Here is a 17,013-nt window from a genome sequence, read left to right on the forward strand (position 1 = left end):
GAATGAAAAAATTGCTAGAGGTAAAAGATTTACAAGTCTCCTTTGATACGCATGCAGGTGAAGTACAAGCTGTACGCGGCGTTACTTTTGATTTGAAAAAAGGAGAAACATTAGCGATTGTAGGGGAGTCTGGTTCCGGAAAATCAGTGACTTCAAAGGCGTTAATGGGATTAATCCCAAATCCGCCAGGACGTATTAAAAACGGTGAAATTTTATTTGAAGGTCGTGACTTAACAAAACTAACAGAAAAAGAAATGCAGGCTGTGCGTGGAAAAGAGATTGCGATGATTTTCCAAGATCCAATGACGTCGCTTAATCCGACGATGACAATTGGGAATCAAATTATGGAAGGTCTTATTAAGCATCAAGGAATGAGCAAAGCGGATGCTCGTAAAGTGGCATTAGAACTTCTTGACCTTGTTGGGATTCCAAATCCAGATGCTCGTTTAAAACAATATCCACACCAGTTCTCAGGCGGTATGAGACAGCGTGTTGTGATTGCGATGGCACTCGCTTGTAATCCGAAATTATTAATTGCCGATGAGCCGACAACGGCACTTGACGTTACGATCCAAGCACAAATTTTGGAATTAATGAAAGATATTCAGCAAAAGACAGAAGCAGCCATTATTTTTATTACACATGATTTAGGTGTAGTGGCAAATGTCGCTGATCGTGTCGCGGTTATGTATGCGGGGAAAGTTGTTGAAATCGGAACAGTTGATGAAATTTTCTATAACCCGAAACATCCATATACGTGGGGACTTATCGCTTCTATGCCAAGTTTAGATGGTTCTGAAGAAGAACTATATGCAATTCCGGGAACGCCACCAGATTTATTAAAGCCGCCAAAAGGTGATGCGTTCGCACCGCGAAATCCACAGGCTTTAAAAATTGATTTTGAAATGGAACCACCTTTATTTAAAGTGAGTGATACACATTATGCGGCAACGTGGTTACTTCATGAACAAGCGCCAGAAGTAAAACCACCGGCAGTTGTTGAAAAACGTATTCTTCAAATGAAAGCAGGTGAACAACATGACTAAACAACGTGAAAAATTAATTGAAGTAAAAAATGTAAGTCAACACTTCAACGTAAGTGGTGGTGTTGTTAAGGCGGTTAATAATATTTCATTTGATATTTACCGCGGAGAGACATTTGGTCTTGTAGGTGAATCTGGTTGTGGAAAATCGACAACAGGAAGAACGATTATTCGTTTATATGAGGCAACGGCTGGAGAAGTGTTATTTGATGGCGAAAATGTACATGGTAAAAAATCTCGAGCAGAACTAAAAAAATTCAACCGTAAAATGCAAATGATTTTCCAAGATCCGTATGCATCGTTGAACCCTCGTATGACAGTAGGAGATATTATTGCAGAAGGCATTGATATTCACGGATTAGCAAAAAATAAAAAAGAACGTATGGATCGCGTGCATGAGCTATTAAAAACAGTTGGTTTAAATAAAGAGCATGCCAACCGTTTTCCACATGAATTCTCAGGTGGACAACGTCAGCGTATCGGAATCGCCCGTGCTTTAGCGGTAAAGCCTGAATTTATTATTGCTGATGAACCAATTTCAGCACTTGACGTATCCATTCAGGCGCAAGTTGTCAACTTAATGAAAAAACTGCAAAGAGAAAAAGGATTAACATACTTATTTATTGCTCATGATCTATCGATGGTAAAATATATTAGTGATCGCATTGGGGTTATGTATCGTGGTCAAATTGTAGAATTGGCAAGCAGCGATGAATTATATGAAAATCCAATTCATCCGTATACAAAATCTTTACTTTCAGCGATTCCGCTTCCAGATCCAGATTATGAGCGAAATCGTAAACGTATTATATACGATCCATCTCAGCATCAATACGGAAATGAAGTACCAACAATGCGAGAAATTCGCCTGGGACATTTTGTTTTATGTTCTGAAGCGGAGTATAAGAAATATAAAGAAATTTATCAATAAAAAAAGCGGCTCTCATTGCCGCTTTTTTTATGCTTGCATAGGCACTGTTTCTTCTTGTCCTTCAGGTTTAACAAGTGCATAATTTTCCCACAGTCGACTTCTCCAGCGGAAGAACATAATAATCGCACGTGTCCATTCATCAATTGCGATTGCTAGCCAAATTCCAGGAAGTCCCATGTGTAAATAAAATACAAAGAAGTATCCGAGTGGTAAACTCATTAACACCATAGAAAAAGCCCCGATAAGAACAGGGTATTTGGCGTCACCTGCTGCGCGCAGTGAATTGATAATAACGATGTTCATCGTGCGTCCCGTTTCTAATAGAATGCTGAGTAAAAGAACGGTCGCCCCTAACGCGATTACATCAGGATTATGTGTAAATAATTGCATTAATTGTATGCGGAATGTAATTACGAGAATGACCATACATAAAGTGACAAATATAGCCCATTTCACACTTTTCCATACGCGTACATAAGCTTCATCCTGCTTACTTCCACCAACTAAACGTCCAACGATAATCGCTGTTCCCATTCCAATCGCGATAGCAAATAAGTATGTGAACATGGAAATATTGGTTGCGTATTGTCTAGCGGCTAATGAATCAGCCCCTAAATACGTTGCGTAGTATAGGAAGACAATTTGACAAGCTTGGTACATGACTTGTTCAAAGGCAGAAGGAATCCCGATTTTTAAGATTTTTCCTACATATTCTTTCGATAGAGTAAAGTAATAGGTCAATTTGACGCGGTATTCCATCACGCGATAAAGCAACCAGAAGAAGACAATCAATGCGATCAGTCGGCTGAATGCAGAAGATATCGCCGCTCCTTGTACGCCAAGTTCAGGCATGCCGAACTTTCCGAAAATCAGCATATAGTTTCCAGCAATATGAAGAATATTCATTCCGAATGAAATAAACATGGCTTGTTTTGTAAATCCATGTACACGAATAATAGCAGCAAGTGAATTAATAATTGCTTGAAGAAAAATTGCTCCGCCAACAAGGGATAAATAATTTTGAGCGTAAATTAATACATCACCTTGTAAATTCATCGCTGCCATCATATGTTTTGCAAACAAAAGAAAACCGGCGCTTATTACAAGCCCGACTGCTAAGTTTAACGTGACTGCTAGTGCTGATATTTTAGATGCTTCCATATATCGTTTCGATCCGAGGTATTGAGATACAACAATCGCAGCACCGTTTCCGATTACTTCCAGTACTAATATTGCAATGTGGAGATATTGATTGGCTGCACCAACACCTGATACAGCATCATCAGATAATGCACTTAACATAAACGTATCGGCGATCCCCATTAACATAAACAGAAAAACTTCTAAAAAAATAGGCCAAGTTAAGAAAAATAAATTTAACTTCTCCTCTTTTATATCTTTTGCATGAAGAGCTGTCATTACGTCCCCCTCTTTACAAACATTGTTTTTTAGCAAAGTGTATCTTATCATACTTTATTAACACTTGCATGCATTTTGTTGCGTAATTTATAAAGTTTTTAAACGCGATTTTTTCGACTAGTATGATTATACAAGTATATCTATGTTTATAAGAAGTGGTTATATTCTGATAATTTTAAGTTACGAAAGCGAAAGAAGTTTTCCTGTATTATAAATAGAAAAAACAGTAATATAAAACGTTTACAAAGAAGTTTATAATAACAGAAAATTTTAATAAAATAGAAAAAAGTATACCCAAAAGTTATATTTATGTGTATAATACGAATTGTTGGAATATATATATATTTCTTTTTGTTCGAAAATGAAAGGGCTAACATTTGTAGGAGGATGGAAGTATGAGGAAAAAACTACCGATTTTCGTAGCATCTACGATGGCAGTAAGCATGGTATTAGGGGCATGTAGTTATCAAAAAGATGAACCGAAGGCAAAAGGGACTAGCGGTAAAAGCGGTGCAAAGCAAGTCTTAAATTTAATTGAAACACAAGAAATTCCAACGATGGACCCAGCTTTATCAGCCGATTCGCTTTCTGCCGAAGTAATGAATAATACAATGGAAGGATTGTATCGCCTCGGAAAAGGAGATAAATTAGTTCCAGGAATCGCGACAGAATTTAAAAAATCAGATGACGGTAAGAAATATACATTTACGTTGCGTAAAGATGCAAAATGGTCTAATGGAGATCCTGTAACAGCGAAAGATTTCGAATATGCATGGAAGCGAGCAATTAATCCTGATATAGCTGCAAAATCTGCATACATAATGTACGATATAAAAAATGCTGAAAAGATTAATAAAAAAGAAATGGCACCGGATCAATTAGGGGTAAAAGCCATCAATGAGTATACATTGGAAGTAGAATTAGAGCATGCTGTACCATATTTTGTGGACTTATTAATATATCCTTTATTTTATCCTGTAAATGAAAAGTATGTAACAGAGCAAGGGGATAAATTTGGACTAGAAGCGAACACAACGCTTTACAACGGTCCATTTGTACTGAGTGAGTGGAAACATGAGAGAAGCTTCCAAATGAAAAAGAATCCATCTTATTGGGAGCATAAAGAAGTAAAATTAGAAGAAGTGAATTTTAATATTGTAAAAGACACAGCTACACCGATTAATTTATATGAAACAAAAGCGGTAGATCGTGCTATATTATTAGCAGAATTTATCGATAAATATAAAGGAAAACCAGACTTTAAAACGTTTGAAGAAACAACAGTATTCTTCCTTCGTTTAAATCAAAAAGATCCAGCATTAGCGAATAAAAATATTCGTAAGGCCATTTCCCTTGCTTTTGATAGAAAACCATTTGTGGAGACAATCTTAAACAATGGATCCACAGCAGCAACAGGATTAATTCCAGGAAACTTTATGTTTGGGCCGAATAAAAAAGATTTCCGAATGGAAAATGGAGACATTGTGAAACCGAATATAAAAGAAGCTCAAAAATATTGGGAAGCTGGTAAGAAAGAGCTTAGTAAAAATGAAATTGAATTAGAATTATTAAATGAAGATGTGGAATTGTCGAAAAAAACAGGTGAGTATTTAAAAGGGGAATTAGAAAAGAACTTACCAGGTTTAACGTTGAAAATAAAGCAACAACCATTTGCACAAAAATTAAAGTTAGAAGATGCTGGCGACTATGTCATGTCATTCACTGGTTGGAGTGCTGATTTTCCAGATCCAATTTCATACCTTGATATGTTTGTAACAGGTGGCGCGCAAAATAAAATGGGGTACTCGAACCCAAAATATGATGAAATAATTATGAAGGCAAAGAAAGATGGAAACGATATAAATGCTCGCTGGAAAAGCTTACTTACAGCAGAGAAGATGCTGTTAGAAGATGCAACGATTGTACCAGTGTACCAGCGCGGAAGAGCGTATTTACAAAGAGAAAACGTTAAGGATCTATACTTCCATAAATATGGAGGAGATTTTAGCCTTAAGTGGACATCTGTTGAATAATGAAACCGTTTCGTTAAAAAGGAAGAAACAGGAGTCATATGGCTCCTGTTTTTTAATACACACGTTTTTTATAAGTATCGTTTCCACCTACTTGTTTCCAACCAGACTGTATGTCAGAGCTTCGATTCACAAATTTCAATTTTTCTTTCCTACCGAAAAGCTTTTCGCCTATTCCATTTGTAATAACACCAATGAATGCTGTAATTCCGATGACGAGGGCCGCAACAATTGCAAAATCTATAAAAAAAGCAATCATGTAAAAATTCCCCCTTTCGCTCTTTATCATTTATTGTATGAAAAAAAAGATATAAAAGAAAGAAATATCAGAAAAAAAATCACGAATGAGCTAGACAGTGCATAATAGATTTGATAAAATAAAAAAGAACAAACGTTCTTTTTGTGAGTATTACATTTTTATGTTGTTTTACTAAGAAAATGTAAGAAATCCTGTTTTTTATTTACATTTACTTATGGTGAAACTGGAAAGTATATGTGAAAAAAGCTTTAACAGTGCGTGATTCCTATATGTAACAGAGGATTGAATTCGTTAGCAAAATGTATTGTCACAATGTTTTATATGGAAGTGAAGAAGGATTTGGATTTTCTTGTTAGAAAGGAAATTTACTGTATATTTCTTACTGATTCTATTGTATAATGATTATAGAAGTTACTTATTAAAAGTAATTATTATGTATTTAAAAAATACTTCTTAAGCTGTTGCTTACACTGAAAGCCATTTTTTATTTTCTTGTAAGACAAGTTATAGTAAAGAATTGCTGAAGGTAGAAATTTAAACTGTAATTAGTACAGAAATTGTACTCTTTAAGGAGAGTGAGTCTTGTATGGTAACATTATATAGTTCTCCAAGCTGTACGTCTTGTAGAAAGGCAAAATTATGGCTAGAAGAAAATCATATTCCCTATACAGAACGTAATATTTTCTCAGATCCATTAACGATTGAGGAAATTAAAGAAATTTTACGTATGACAGAAAGCGGGACGGATGAGATTATTTCAACTCGCTCGAAAGTTTTCCAAGAATTAAATGTTAACTTAGAATCTTTACCACTTCAAGATTTATATAAGATGATTCGTGATTATCCAGGTATTTTACGTCGTCCCATTATGATCGATGAAAAACGCCTGCAAGTAGGTTATAATGAAGACGAAATTCGTCGTTTCTTACCACGTACAGTAAGAACATTTCAATTACGCGAAGCACAACGTCTTGTAAATTAATAATAAAGTTATGTATATGAAAACCTTCTACTTATTATAATGAGTAGAAGGTTTTTGCATAAGAAAATATACTAAGTATGTGTTATTCATTCGTGTTACGCAGTTTTACGTGTTGAACAATGATTCCGATGGCAAGAACTGTCAAAACGAAAAGGAACGGAATGCCAGCTGTAAAAGTAGGATTTTGATGAAAGAATGTTGCGAGTCGTGCCTCGTGTGTAATCATTTTTCCGGCTGTGTAAGCAAGAACCGCTCCGCCGCAATAAATAAGAAGAGGAAAGCGTTCCATCAATAATAAAATAAGTTTGCTGCCCCAAATAATGATTGGAATAGAAATGAATAGACCGATTATGACGAGAAGAATATTTCCATGGGCCGCTCCAGCGATGGCAAGGACATTATCAAATCCCATAACGAGATCAGCAAATACAATTGTTCGAACAGCTTGAAAGAGAGTTGTTTTTGCTTGAATAGAAGAAAGATCATTGCTATTATCAGTAAGTAAATTGACAGCGATTAGTGTCAGCAAGATGCCCCCAATCAATTGTAAGAAGGGAATATCAAGTAAATAGACAGCGAGTATTGTGAGCAAAATTCGTAGTACAATGGCTAAGCTAGTACCTATAAAGATGGCTTTGTTACGTTTAGATTCAGGTAAGTTCCGGCTAGCTAGTGCGATGACAATCGCGTTATCGCCACCTAATACAACATCGATACCGACAATCATAAGTATAGATGTTAAAAAATCTAACCCCATTGTTTTGCCTCCATTATTCTGTTTTAATGAGTGGTTATGTATGGAATACAAAAGTTTCATAAGTTTGATTTCCGTGTTTCGAAATCTCACTAAGAAATGAACTGTAGTACATTGTACGGTGTAATTCGTAAATGTATGTCCAATTTTTTTATAAAGGTCATGAAGGTTTTTATAGAGCTAGGCGGATAACTGTTTTTGCAAAATAAAATAATTTTATTTCCATTCTGGAGAATCTTATCATAAAATGAAAGTACAAGAATCTATTGATTTGTCATATGAGTGGGGAATCCCTTCATAACAATTCCAAATAGGAAGGGAGAGTTGTATTTTGGATATTGAAAGAATTAATGATCATACGATGAAATTTTTCATTACGTACGTTGATATAGAGGATAGAGGATTTAATCGCGAAGAAATTTGGTATAATCGCGAGCGAAGTGAACAATTATTTTGGGAAATGATGGATGAAGCGCGTGATTACGATGACTTCTTTATCGATGGACCATTGTGGATTCAAGTACAAGCGTTAGACAAAGGAATTGAAGTGCTCGTAACGAAGGCGCAGCTTTCAAAAGATGGACAAAAATTAGAGTTGCCGATAGGTCTCGATAAAATTATCGATATTCCTCTAGATGAGAGCATTGAATCGTTATTTCAACAAGAATTAGAGGGAGAAGGAACGGTTACGAATTTTAATGAAGATGGAACACTTGGCTTTTTAATTAAGTTTGATGATTTCGAAGATGTCATTTCATTAAGTCATCGCCTCATTTTTGAAGATATAAAAGACCAATTATATTCATTTGAAAATCGTTATTATGTATATGTTGAATTCGATGAAGTGCTACACGATGAAGAAGAAATTGACCGTATTTTAAGCATTATTTTAGAGTACGGAGAAGAATCTACTTTAACGATTCACCGCGTGAGTGAGTATGGGAAAGAGATTATGAACGAACATGCACTTGAGACAATTCGTAAGCATTTTCCTTCTAAAACGTAGGCCGATTTCAATTAGATGAAATCGGCTTTTTATATGATGGGTATAATAGGGACAGTATACTTTCTCTAGCAGAAAACTTTTGTAAGTAAGGGGGGTAGAAATGAAAAATATATTAAAACTACTTTTCTTTTTTGTAGGGTTATTTATAGCGTTTGTTTCGTTACGTATGGTTATTGATGTAGCTTTTTATTCAGATGTAATAGGCATAAGAAATATTTCATTTTTAGGTATTACAAGTATTTTATTTACTATTTCAGCATTTTTAATTGGTTGTGTGATTTTCTTAGAAAATAGACATCCTTCTAAAACATTAACATGGCTCATTGTATTAGGCATTTTCCCTGTCGTTGGCTTTTTTGCTTATTTATTATTTGGACAAAATTTTCGAAGAAAGCGTATGTTCCAAAAGAAGGCACTTTTGGATGAACAAGCTTTCTTACAATACAAGGGACATGAAGATTATAGAGAGCGTATTTTACAAAATCATAAACATCAGGAGTTATTATTTCGTTTAGCTGATCGCCTCGGGGCGCTGAATATTTCTTTTCAGACGGAAACAAAGGTATTAACGAATGGTGAAGAAACGTTTCAAGCTATTTTGCAAGGTTTACAAAAGGCGAAGCATCATATTCATATGGAATACTATATTGTGCGCGATGACAAACTTGGGAGAAAGATTAAAGACATTTTAATCCAAAAGGTGAAAGATGGAGTTGTTGTTCGCTTTTTATATGATGCGGTAGGGAGTTTTAAACTTTCAAATGCCTATATTGAGGAATTGAATAAGGCGGGAGTGGAGATGATCCCGTTCTTCCCGGTTCGTTTTCCCATTTTAAATGATAAAATTAATTATCGAAATCACCGAAAAATCGTGGTGATTGATGGAAATGAAGGGTTTGTAGGGGGACTCAATATTGGCGATGAATATTTAGGAGAAAATAAATATTTTGGATTTTGGCGAGATACGCATTTATATTTACGAGGCGAAGCTGTTCAAAGTTTGCAATTAATTTTCTTGCAAGATTGGTTTTATATGACGGGAGAAGCTGTACTAGCTCCTGAATATTTACAAGCACAATCGGTAGAAGGAGATCATTGGGGGGGCGTACAGCTTGTAGCAGGCGGCCCAGATAATAAATGGGAAACGATTAAACATCTGTATTTTGCGATGATTGCCTCTGCGAGAAAATCGATTTGGATTGCTACACCGTACTTTATTCCTGATGATGATATTTTATCGGCGCTGAAAGTTGCTGCGCTTGCAGGTATTGATGTGCGTTTATTAATGCCAAGCAAACCGGATAAGCGCACAGTCTTTTACGCATCGAGATCATATTTCCCGGAGTTATTAGATGCAGGTGTGAAAATATATGAATATGAAAAAGGATTTCTGCATAGTAAAGTTGTAATTGTTGATTCTGACTTAGCTTCCATTGGGACAGCGAATATGGATATGAGAAGTTTTCATTTGAATTTTGAAGTAAATGCCTTTTTATATGATACAGGGAGTATTCGAAAACTTGTACAAGATTTTGAAGAGGACTTACAAGTGTCAAGCGAAATTCATGGCGACCACTTTCATAAACGACGCCTGCATAAACGGATTGTTGAATCAACATATCGCTTACTATCGCCATTATTATAAACAGGTGTTCTGAAAAGAACATCTTTTTTCTTTCAGATAGACAGGAATTAGGACGCATGTTGCAGAATGTACGAAATGTAGAAAGGATGTGACGCTATTGTTTGTGGCGAAGCGAGAAAACGGTGAAACAATCCACCTTCTCTATCATCAAGATAAGAAAACATTGCTTATATTGCGAGAAAGGGAACGCTTTTTTTGTCCAGCTTGCGGAAAAGAAGTACAACTAAAATTAGGAAATCAAAAAGTTTGGCACTTCGCTCATAAAAATATCGAGCAGTGCATAGGCTCAGCAGAACCTGAATCAAATTATCATATGCGCGGGAAAGAGCAGTTATATAGATGGATTATATCGCAAAAAATCCGCGCTGAAATTGAGAAGTATATCCCGGAAATTCGTCAAAGACCAGATATTTTAATAGAGAGGAACGGGAAAAGTCTTGCGCTTGAATATCAGTGCACGTCCATCTCGACAAATCAATTACAAAAGCGAACATATGCATACCAAAAAGCAGGCATACAAATCATTTGGATATTAGGCGGTAACCAATTGAAAAGAAATGCTCCGTATTGGACTTCTGTATCTTCATTTCATGCTTTTTGTATTCAATCTTATCCTCAACCATATCTTTTATTTTTTTGCCCCGATAAAAAAATATTCCAGAAGTGTATATTTTTGACCCCATTCTCTACGAATATTCATTTTGCACATATCATTCCTTTTTCTATACGAACAAGTACATTTGAAAATATTTTTCAGCAAATTCCTTTTCGAAAAGGCGCGTTAGAAAGAGTATGGAAAAATAAAAAAAACCTCTTTCGTATGCACGCTCTACCCATTTGGAATGATCATCAAAAGGCATTGCTTCGCATGTTCTATCAACTGAAAATTTCTCCATCTATTTTTCCCTCTGAAATTGGAGTTCCGCTCCCATCTGCTTTTTCATTTCAAACATCGCCCTTTATATGGCAAGCGTTTCTTTATCTAGACTTTATGGAGAATTTTAAGCGTGGAGACTATTTTTCCCTACATGCTGTATTTTCTTATGTAAGTAACAAGCGTAACTGGAAAAGGCGAATCTTACCGTATTTTCCGCAACATATATGGAAATTAGCCATTATAGAGTATATGGATTTTTTATGTAGCACTGGGATGATTGAAAAAGTAGGTAGGTATAAGTATCGAAAAGTAAAAGGAATAACGCTATTAAAAACAGAGAAGGAGATAAAAAAATATGATGCGATCTGTCTAGCTCATGCCATATCGTTATTTGAAGCAAAGTATAACATGTGAAATGGAAAAAAGGATATAATAAAAGGGGATCCAGAAGGAATTACATAAGAATTATCGAAATTAAGTAAAGAGTTTAAAAGGAGGGTCTATTCATGTCGGAACAAAATACAGTAAAAGTATTGCCAAATCGCAGTGAAATGGAAGAAAAAAATACGTGGCGTTTAGAAGATATCTTTCAAACGGATGAAGAGTGGGAAAAAGAATTTCAAGCTATAAAAGAGTTATTACCGAAGTTAAATGAGTTTAAAGGTAAGCTTGGTGATTCTGCCGATTCCTTATTAGCAGCATTACAATATGAAGATGAAATTTCTATGCGATTAGGAAAATTATATACATATGCACATATGCGTTACGATCAAGATACAACAAATTCTACTTATCAAGCACTCAACGATCGTGCGATGAACTTATACTCACAAGTTTCCAGTAGCACAGCATACATCGTGCCTGAAATTTTAAAGATTTCAGAAGAGCAGTTACAGTCGTTCTTACAGGAAAATAAAGAATTACGTGTTTATGAACATGCATTAGAAGAGATTACACGTCAGCGTCCTCACGTATTATCTGAGGCTGAAGAATCATTGCTGGCAGAAGCGGCTGAAGTCATGAGTTCTTCAAGTAATACATTTGGTATGTTGAATAATGCGGATTTAAAATTCCCTTCGATTAAAGATGAGAATGGAGAGGAAGTAGAAGTTACGCATGGTCGCTATATTCAATTTTTAGAGAGTGATGATCGTCGTGTGCGCCATGATGCCTTTCATGCTGTGTATGAAACGTATGGAAAATTTAAAAATACATTTGCAAGTACGTTAAGCGGTGCGGTAAAACGCAATAACTTCAATGCACGCGTGCGCAAATATGATTCTGCGCGTCAAGCAGCATTAAGTAACAATCATATTCCGGAAACGGTATATGATCAACTTGTCGAAACCGTACACGATCATTTACATTTATTGCACCGTTACATTGATATTCGCAAACGTGCATTACAACTTGATGAATTACATATGTACGACTTATACGCTCCTCTTGTACCAGAAGTGAAAATGAATGTGAAATATGAAGAAGCACAAGAGATTTTATTAAAATCGTTACACGTTCTTGGTGACGAATATGTGGACATTTTAAAAGAAGCATATGAAAATCGCTGGGTGGATGTATACGAAAATAAAGGGAAGCGTAGCGGAGCTTATTCATCTGGAGCATATGGAACAAACCCATACATTTTAATGAACTGGCATGATAATGTAAATAACTTATTTACATTAGCGCATGAATTTGGTCATTCTGTGCATAGTTACTATACAAGAAAAACACAACCGCACGTGTATGGAGATTATTCTATCTTTGTGGCTGAAGTTGCTTCTACATGTAATGAAGCGCTTCTGAATGATTATCTGTTAAAAACAACAGAAGATAAAAAAGAGCGTTTATATTTATTAAATCATTATTTAGAAGGATTCCGCGGAACAGTATTCCGTCAAACGATGTTTGCAGAATTTGAACATATCATCCATCAAAAAGTACAAGAAGGTCATGCAGTAACACCAGATATGTTAACGGAAATTTACTATGACTTAAATAAAACATACTTTGGAGATGACGTAGTAATTGATAAAGAAATTGGTTTAGAATGGTCCCGTATCCCGCATTTCTATTACAATTACTACGTATACCAATATGCAACAGGATTTAGTGCAGCGACTGCTTTATCGAAACAGATTTTAGAAGAAGGAAAGCCAGCAGTAGAGCGCTATATTAATGAATTCTTAAAAGCTGGAAGCTCCGATTATCCAATCGAAGTATTGAAAAAGGCAGGGGTAGATATGACATCACCAGAGCCTGTTAAAGAAGCATTACAAGTGTTTGAAGAGAAATTGAATGAATTAGAAGCTTTATTATTTGAAGAGAAATAATAGCGAATGAGCTAAGGCGAGAGTGAGAACTCTCGCCTTTTTTGCATTAGAGACCTTTAAATCGCTTCCTATAATTGAAATAAGAAAGGCTCATGAGAATGACTCCGAATAAAAGGGGGAGGGCAATGATTTTAGGGAAAGCCTCTAATAAAGAAAGAATATATAAGAAAAAGGAAATGATCATTCCGAAAAAAAGTAGGGAAATATGGATTTTTTTCATAAAAACACCTCCTAAATTGCTTTTTCTATAGCTTATTCAGTAATGAAAACGTTTAGAATGTGACAAAAGTGTGAATTTCGACAAAAAAGCTTGTCATCTGACGTCGAATCTTGTAATATAATAGACGTGAACGAATTCACATACAAACATATACCCCTTTGTTTGAACGTGAAAATTTCTCCCATCCCCTTTAATATTTTTATAAGCCGTAAAGAAAAAGACCTGGTGTTTACACCAGGTCTTTTTCTTTTTCAATCCATTTCCAATAACGCACACATTTCATTTCAATCATTCGTACTTTTCTTTTGAGAGATAATTTCTTTAGCTCCCGTTCTATTTCTTGCTGCGAGCATTCATAAATAAAGGCAAGTTCTTTAGAAGATATGAATTGCACCATTTCTAGAAATCGTTCTAGCGGTGGTAATGGGGCTGGTTCCATTTCACATTTTACAAGTTCTTTTAAGAGCTGAACATATACATCATAAGAATAAATACCTGCAATTTTAATGCCTTCTTCATCTGAATTCGCATGAAAGAATACGAGAGAAGGAATCTCGGTAATATGCATTTCATTTGTGAATTTTAAATCGCATTGAAACGCTTTTTTTGCACTAATAGAATGTAAGTCTTTTTGAAATTCTTCTGCATCAATCCCGCTTTGCTTCGCGCATGTTAGCAATACGTTTGCATCGGGTTTTAATACATTTTCAAGAAAAATGTATTCCTGGAGTTTTCGCAAAAACCTCGAACCTGCTTTTCGACCTTGCAACTCCGCTGCCTTAATGGCAAGCGAGGTTAAATATGGCGTAGATGTGGCCTCCTGCATATGAACTTTTCCATCACACGAAAACCCATGCAAGCTCGTTGTTTTTTCCCACACAAATCGAATATTAGCAGGTTTATTCCATTTGTGTGAGGACGGAGTTGTTCCGTCCACTTTTCCAGTTAATATATGTCGTATCGAAAAGTACTCTCCATATTCAAGAAATAGTTTCATGACAATTGACTCGATTTCCCAGCAATCTTTGCAAAGTGGATCAACAAACAAATAAGCTTCTACAGATTTATGTTCACAAGTGGAAGAAGAAGGCATACGCATATGCTTTGCTTCCTGTTTATCCATTACGCTTCACCTGTTTCATCTAGAGTGTTGATCATATGTTGTGCAGTTAAGGTTAAACGTTCAAAAACAAACTCTCGAATCGGTCCTTGTATGCCCGTATCGTCCATTGCTTGCTTCATACATGATAACCAGGCCCTCGCTCGCTTTGGTGTAATCTCAAAAGGGAGATGACGCGCTCGTAACATCGGATGCCCATGTTCTTCTGTGTATAAGTTTGGACCACCTAAATATTGTGTTAAAAATTGTTTCTGTTTTCTTGCCGTTTCTGTTAAATCGTCTGGGAAGATGGGAGACAAGTCAGGGTGTTTGCTAACATAGGAATAAAATGTATCGACTAATGTTGCAATGCCTTGCTCACTACCAATCGCTTCGAATGGTGTCATCGGTTGCTTGCTCATCCTTTATAAGCTCCTTTTTCCATCAAGTGTATATTTATTGTAGCAATGGATTGTTACGAAGAGCAACTAAACAGCTTTCATCCAATCGCTTGCTTATTGTATGTTTCTTGAATAGATGTATAAATTTGAATGCCAGTAATTACGAATCACTCTTTTAGAATCTAGTTAATGGGATTTCCAGCAGCATAGCATATTCGCTGCTGGAAATTTCAATTTAGCGTGCATCGCTTTGTTTTGCAAGAAAAAAGCGTTGTACTTTATTTTTTGTATGCCGAACAGGGATGTTGTATTGATTTAATAAGTGAAGAAAATCAATCTTTCCAGTTGGCTCGTCTTGTACTTCGTATTCAAGTTCATAATCATCGTGATTGTAATAGAAACTATGATCAAATACAAGTATCCCACCTTTAAAAGAGGTTTCTGCTCTTTCTGTTGTTAAACTTCCCATATAAGTTAAAGAAGAAACAGGGATTTGTAAGTCTTGCAGTTGTTTTAATACCGATCCTGGAATGAGGCGGTTTGTTTCGAGCATTGTTTTTGCTTCTTCTTCTGTTAAAGATTGATGAGTTTCAAGCAATCCTGTTTTAGCTGGTTGTTTTAAAGTAAATGTATAAGTGCCATTTTTATAACGAATACGAAGAGCGGAGCCCGCTTGTTTTAAAGCAAAGTCATGAGTTTCAAAATAATGATTGACTTGTTTTGTAAATGTGTGAATAGAAAAGGCATCACATAATACTTGAAATTCTTCTTTTGTTACCATGTTTTTAAATTCAATTTCAATTTCTTGTGTCATTTCATAAGCTCCTTTATAAAAGTCATCCTTTAGACATTATCGCTTTTTCATAAAATTGGTTCAATGTTTTATTTGTTTGCGTCCATGTTATGATACAATAATAGTGTTGAGTAAGACAGGATGTTGATATGGAGGAGTTAAAGCATGCAAAATAAAATTCAAGTTAAGAGCGTAAAAGAAAGAGAGAATGCTCTTATTTTTTGTGCAGAAAATACAGAAATAGAGGTAAAGGAGTTAACAGCACGTAACCATGTACTTGTAGACTCAGATCACTTATCATTTTTATATATTTTAGAAAATGAATCATCTTTCGTATATGTAAGCATTCCGCATACATGCTGGGAAGCGATGCATGAAGCAATGCAGCAAGATAAGAAAATGTTCGTTCATGTAAATGATATGGAGATTGAATTAGAACAATTAAAGGAAGAATTGGATTATTTAATTAGTAATATTGAAGGTAATGCAAATTATGGTGAAGAACTTGTGTCAGCAGTAGAGAAAGTATTTCTATAAGGAAATGGATTGACTTTGGTGGTGGTTGAAATGAATCGTAATTGGGAAGAATTTTTAGCCCCTTACCATCAAGCGGTGGCGGAGCTAAAAGTAAAGTTAAAAGGAATGCGAACCCAGTTTACTATGCTAACGGAGCACTCCCCGATTGAATTTGTAACAGGAAGGGTAAAATCGGTAGCAAGTATTATTGATAAAGCAGCAAAGAGAGGGATTCCGTTAAATCGACTGGGAGAAGAGATGCAAGATATTGCGGGACTTCGCATGATGTGTCAATTTGTTGATGAAATCAAACCAGTTGTGGAATATCTCCGCAAACGCAATGACTTTGAAATTGTGGAAGAGCGAGATTACGTCACGCAGAAGAAAGAAAGCGGTTATCGCTCTTATCATGTTGTCATTAGTTATCCTGTTCAAACTATTTGTGGAGAGAAGAAAGTGTTGGTTGAAATTCAAATTCGTACGTTAGCCATGAATTTTTGGGCAACCATTGAGCATTCTTTAAATTACAAATATAGCGGGCGTTTCCCAGAAGATATAAAGGTACGTTTGCAGCGTGCAGCAGAAGCTGCGTTTTTGTTAGATGAGGAAATGTCTTCGATTCGCTTTGAAATTCAAGAAGCACAAAAGATTTTTTCAAGGAAACAAGAAGCGAAAGAATCTGAATCATAAATTAAAGGGTGTTGG

The 17,013-nt window shown here is 35.6% G+C and carries 16 protein-coding genes; 10 read left to right on the plus strand and 6 right to left on the minus strand.

The features are described from left to right. Window positions 1-2: 2 nt before the first annotated feature. Both MR063_RS16315 and MR063_RS16320 read left to right on the plus strand, forming a co-directional pair. A complete protein-coding gene (locus MR063_RS16315; protein ID WP_242142278.1) occupies window positions 3-1,046 on the plus strand; it encodes an ABC transporter ATP-binding protein in 1,044 nt (347 codons plus the stop codon). After that, window positions 1,039-1,974, plus strand: a complete 936-nt coding sequence (locus tag MR063_RS16320; RefSeq protein ID WP_242199605.1) for an ABC transporter ATP-binding protein — start codon at window positions 1,039-1,041, stop codon at window positions 1,972-1,974. Before MR063_RS16315 ends, MR063_RS16320 begins: the two co-directional genes overlap by 8 nt. A gap of 27 nt (window positions 1,975-2,001) precedes the next feature. Here the strand turns inward: MR063_RS16320 and MR063_RS16325 are convergent, their stop codons facing one another. Further along, complete coding sequence (locus tag MR063_RS16325) at window positions 2,002-3,444, minus strand: MATE family efflux transporter (RefSeq protein ID WP_242199608.1); 1,443 nt, start codon at window positions 3,442-3,444, stop codon at window positions 2,002-2,004. A 344-nt stretch (window positions 3,445-3,788) separates the two neighbouring features. Here MR063_RS16325 and MR063_RS16330 point away from each other — a divergent pair, with 344 nt between their 5' ends. After that, window positions 3,789-5,426, plus strand: a complete 1,638-nt coding sequence (locus tag MR063_RS16330) for a peptide ABC transporter substrate-binding protein (protein WP_242199611.1) — start codon at window positions 3,789-3,791, stop codon at window positions 5,424-5,426. A gap of 52 nt (window positions 5,427-5,478) precedes the next feature. Here the strand turns inward: MR063_RS16330 and MR063_RS16335 are convergent, their stop codons facing one another. Next, window positions 5,479-5,682, minus strand: a complete 204-nt coding sequence (locus MR063_RS16335) for a hypothetical protein (protein WP_242199615.1) — start codon at window positions 5,680-5,682, stop codon at window positions 5,479-5,481. 586 nt (window positions 5,683-6,268) lie between these two features. Here MR063_RS16335 and spx point away from each other — a divergent pair. Next, on the plus strand, window positions 6,269-6,664 hold the full coding sequence (spx, locus tag MR063_RS16340) for a transcriptional regulator Spx (RefSeq protein WP_000258267.1): 396 nt from the start codon (window positions 6,269-6,271) through the stop codon (window positions 6,662-6,664). Between the two features lie 82 nt (window positions 6,665-6,746). Here spx and MR063_RS16345 read toward each other — a convergent pair whose 3' ends face one another. After that, on the minus strand, window positions 6,747-7,421 hold the full coding sequence (locus MR063_RS16345; RefSeq protein ID WP_242199618.1) for a TerC family protein: 675 nt from the start codon (window positions 7,419-7,421) through the stop codon (window positions 6,747-6,749). A 328-nt stretch (window positions 7,422-7,749) separates the two neighbouring features. Between MR063_RS16345 and mecA the strand changes: the two genes are divergently transcribed. The 4 genes from mecA to pepF all read left to right on the plus strand — a co-directional run bounded on the left by mecA (window position 7,750) and on the right by pepF (window position 13,279). Next, on the plus strand, window positions 7,750-8,424 hold the full coding sequence (gene mecA / locus MR063_RS16350) for an adaptor protein MecA (RefSeq protein ID WP_242199621.1): 675 nt from the start codon (window positions 7,750-7,752) through the stop codon (window positions 8,422-8,424). Between the two features lie 100 nt (window positions 8,425-8,524). After that, on the plus strand, window positions 8,525-10,069 hold the full coding sequence (cls, locus tag MR063_RS16355; protein ID WP_242199624.1) for a cardiolipin synthase: 1,545 nt from the start codon (window positions 8,525-8,527) through the stop codon (window positions 10,067-10,069). Between the two features lie 88 nt (window positions 10,070-10,157). Further along, the gene (locus tag MR063_RS16360) at window positions 10,158-11,360 is read left to right on the plus strand and encodes a competence protein CoiA (RefSeq protein ID WP_242199627.1); all 1,203 of its coding nucleotides are present in this window, start codon (window positions 10,158-10,160) and stop codon (window positions 11,358-11,360) included. 92 nt (window positions 11,361-11,452) lie between these two features. Beyond that, window positions 11,453-13,279, plus strand: a complete 1,827-nt coding sequence (gene pepF / locus MR063_RS16365; protein ID WP_242199635.1) for an oligoendopeptidase F — start codon at window positions 11,453-11,455, stop codon at window positions 13,277-13,279. A gap of 449 nt (window positions 13,280-13,728) precedes the next feature. Here the strand turns inward: pepF and MR063_RS16370 are convergent, their stop codons facing one another. From MR063_RS16370 to MR063_RS16380, 3 genes are all read right to left on the minus strand, one after another. Then, on the minus strand, window positions 13,729-14,622 hold the full coding sequence (locus MR063_RS16370; RefSeq protein ID WP_242199638.1) for a ClpXP adapter SpxH family protein: 894 nt from the start codon (window positions 14,620-14,622) through the stop codon (window positions 13,729-13,731). Then, on the minus strand, window positions 14,622-15,020 hold the full coding sequence (locus tag MR063_RS16375) for a globin domain-containing protein (RefSeq protein WP_242199640.1): 399 nt from the start codon (window positions 15,018-15,020) through the stop codon (window positions 14,622-14,624). The genes MR063_RS16370 and MR063_RS16375 overlap by 1 nt, the downstream gene beginning before the upstream one ends. 214 nt (window positions 15,021-15,234) lie before the next feature. Beyond that, window positions 15,235-15,813, minus strand: a complete 579-nt coding sequence (locus tag MR063_RS16380; RefSeq protein WP_242199643.1) for a CYTH domain-containing protein — start codon at window positions 15,811-15,813, stop codon at window positions 15,235-15,237. A gap of 144 nt (window positions 15,814-15,957) precedes the next feature. Between MR063_RS16380 and MR063_RS16385 the strand changes: the two genes are divergently transcribed. Together MR063_RS16385 and yjbM are read left to right on the plus strand one after the other, a co-directional pair. After that, window positions 15,958-16,329 carry a UPF0738 family protein gene (locus MR063_RS16385; RefSeq protein WP_242199645.1) on the plus strand — a complete coding sequence of 124 codons (372 nt, stop codon included), beginning with the start codon at window positions 15,958-15,960 and terminating at the stop codon, window positions 16,327-16,329. Between the two features lie 30 nt (window positions 16,330-16,359). After that, window positions 16,360-16,998 (plus strand): GTP diphosphokinase, encoded by a 639-nt coding sequence (gene yjbM, locus MR063_RS16390; protein WP_242142305.1) that lies wholly within the window; start codon window positions 16,360-16,362, stop codon window positions 16,996-16,998. The last annotated feature ends 15 nt before the right edge of the window (window positions 16,999-17,013 follow it).

It is taken from the genome of Bacillus cereus group sp. BfR-BA-01492 (genome assembly GCF_022662815.1).
Classification (GTDB): Bacteria; Bacillota; Bacilli; order Bacillales; family Bacillaceae_G; genus Bacillus_A; species Bacillus_A cereus_BD.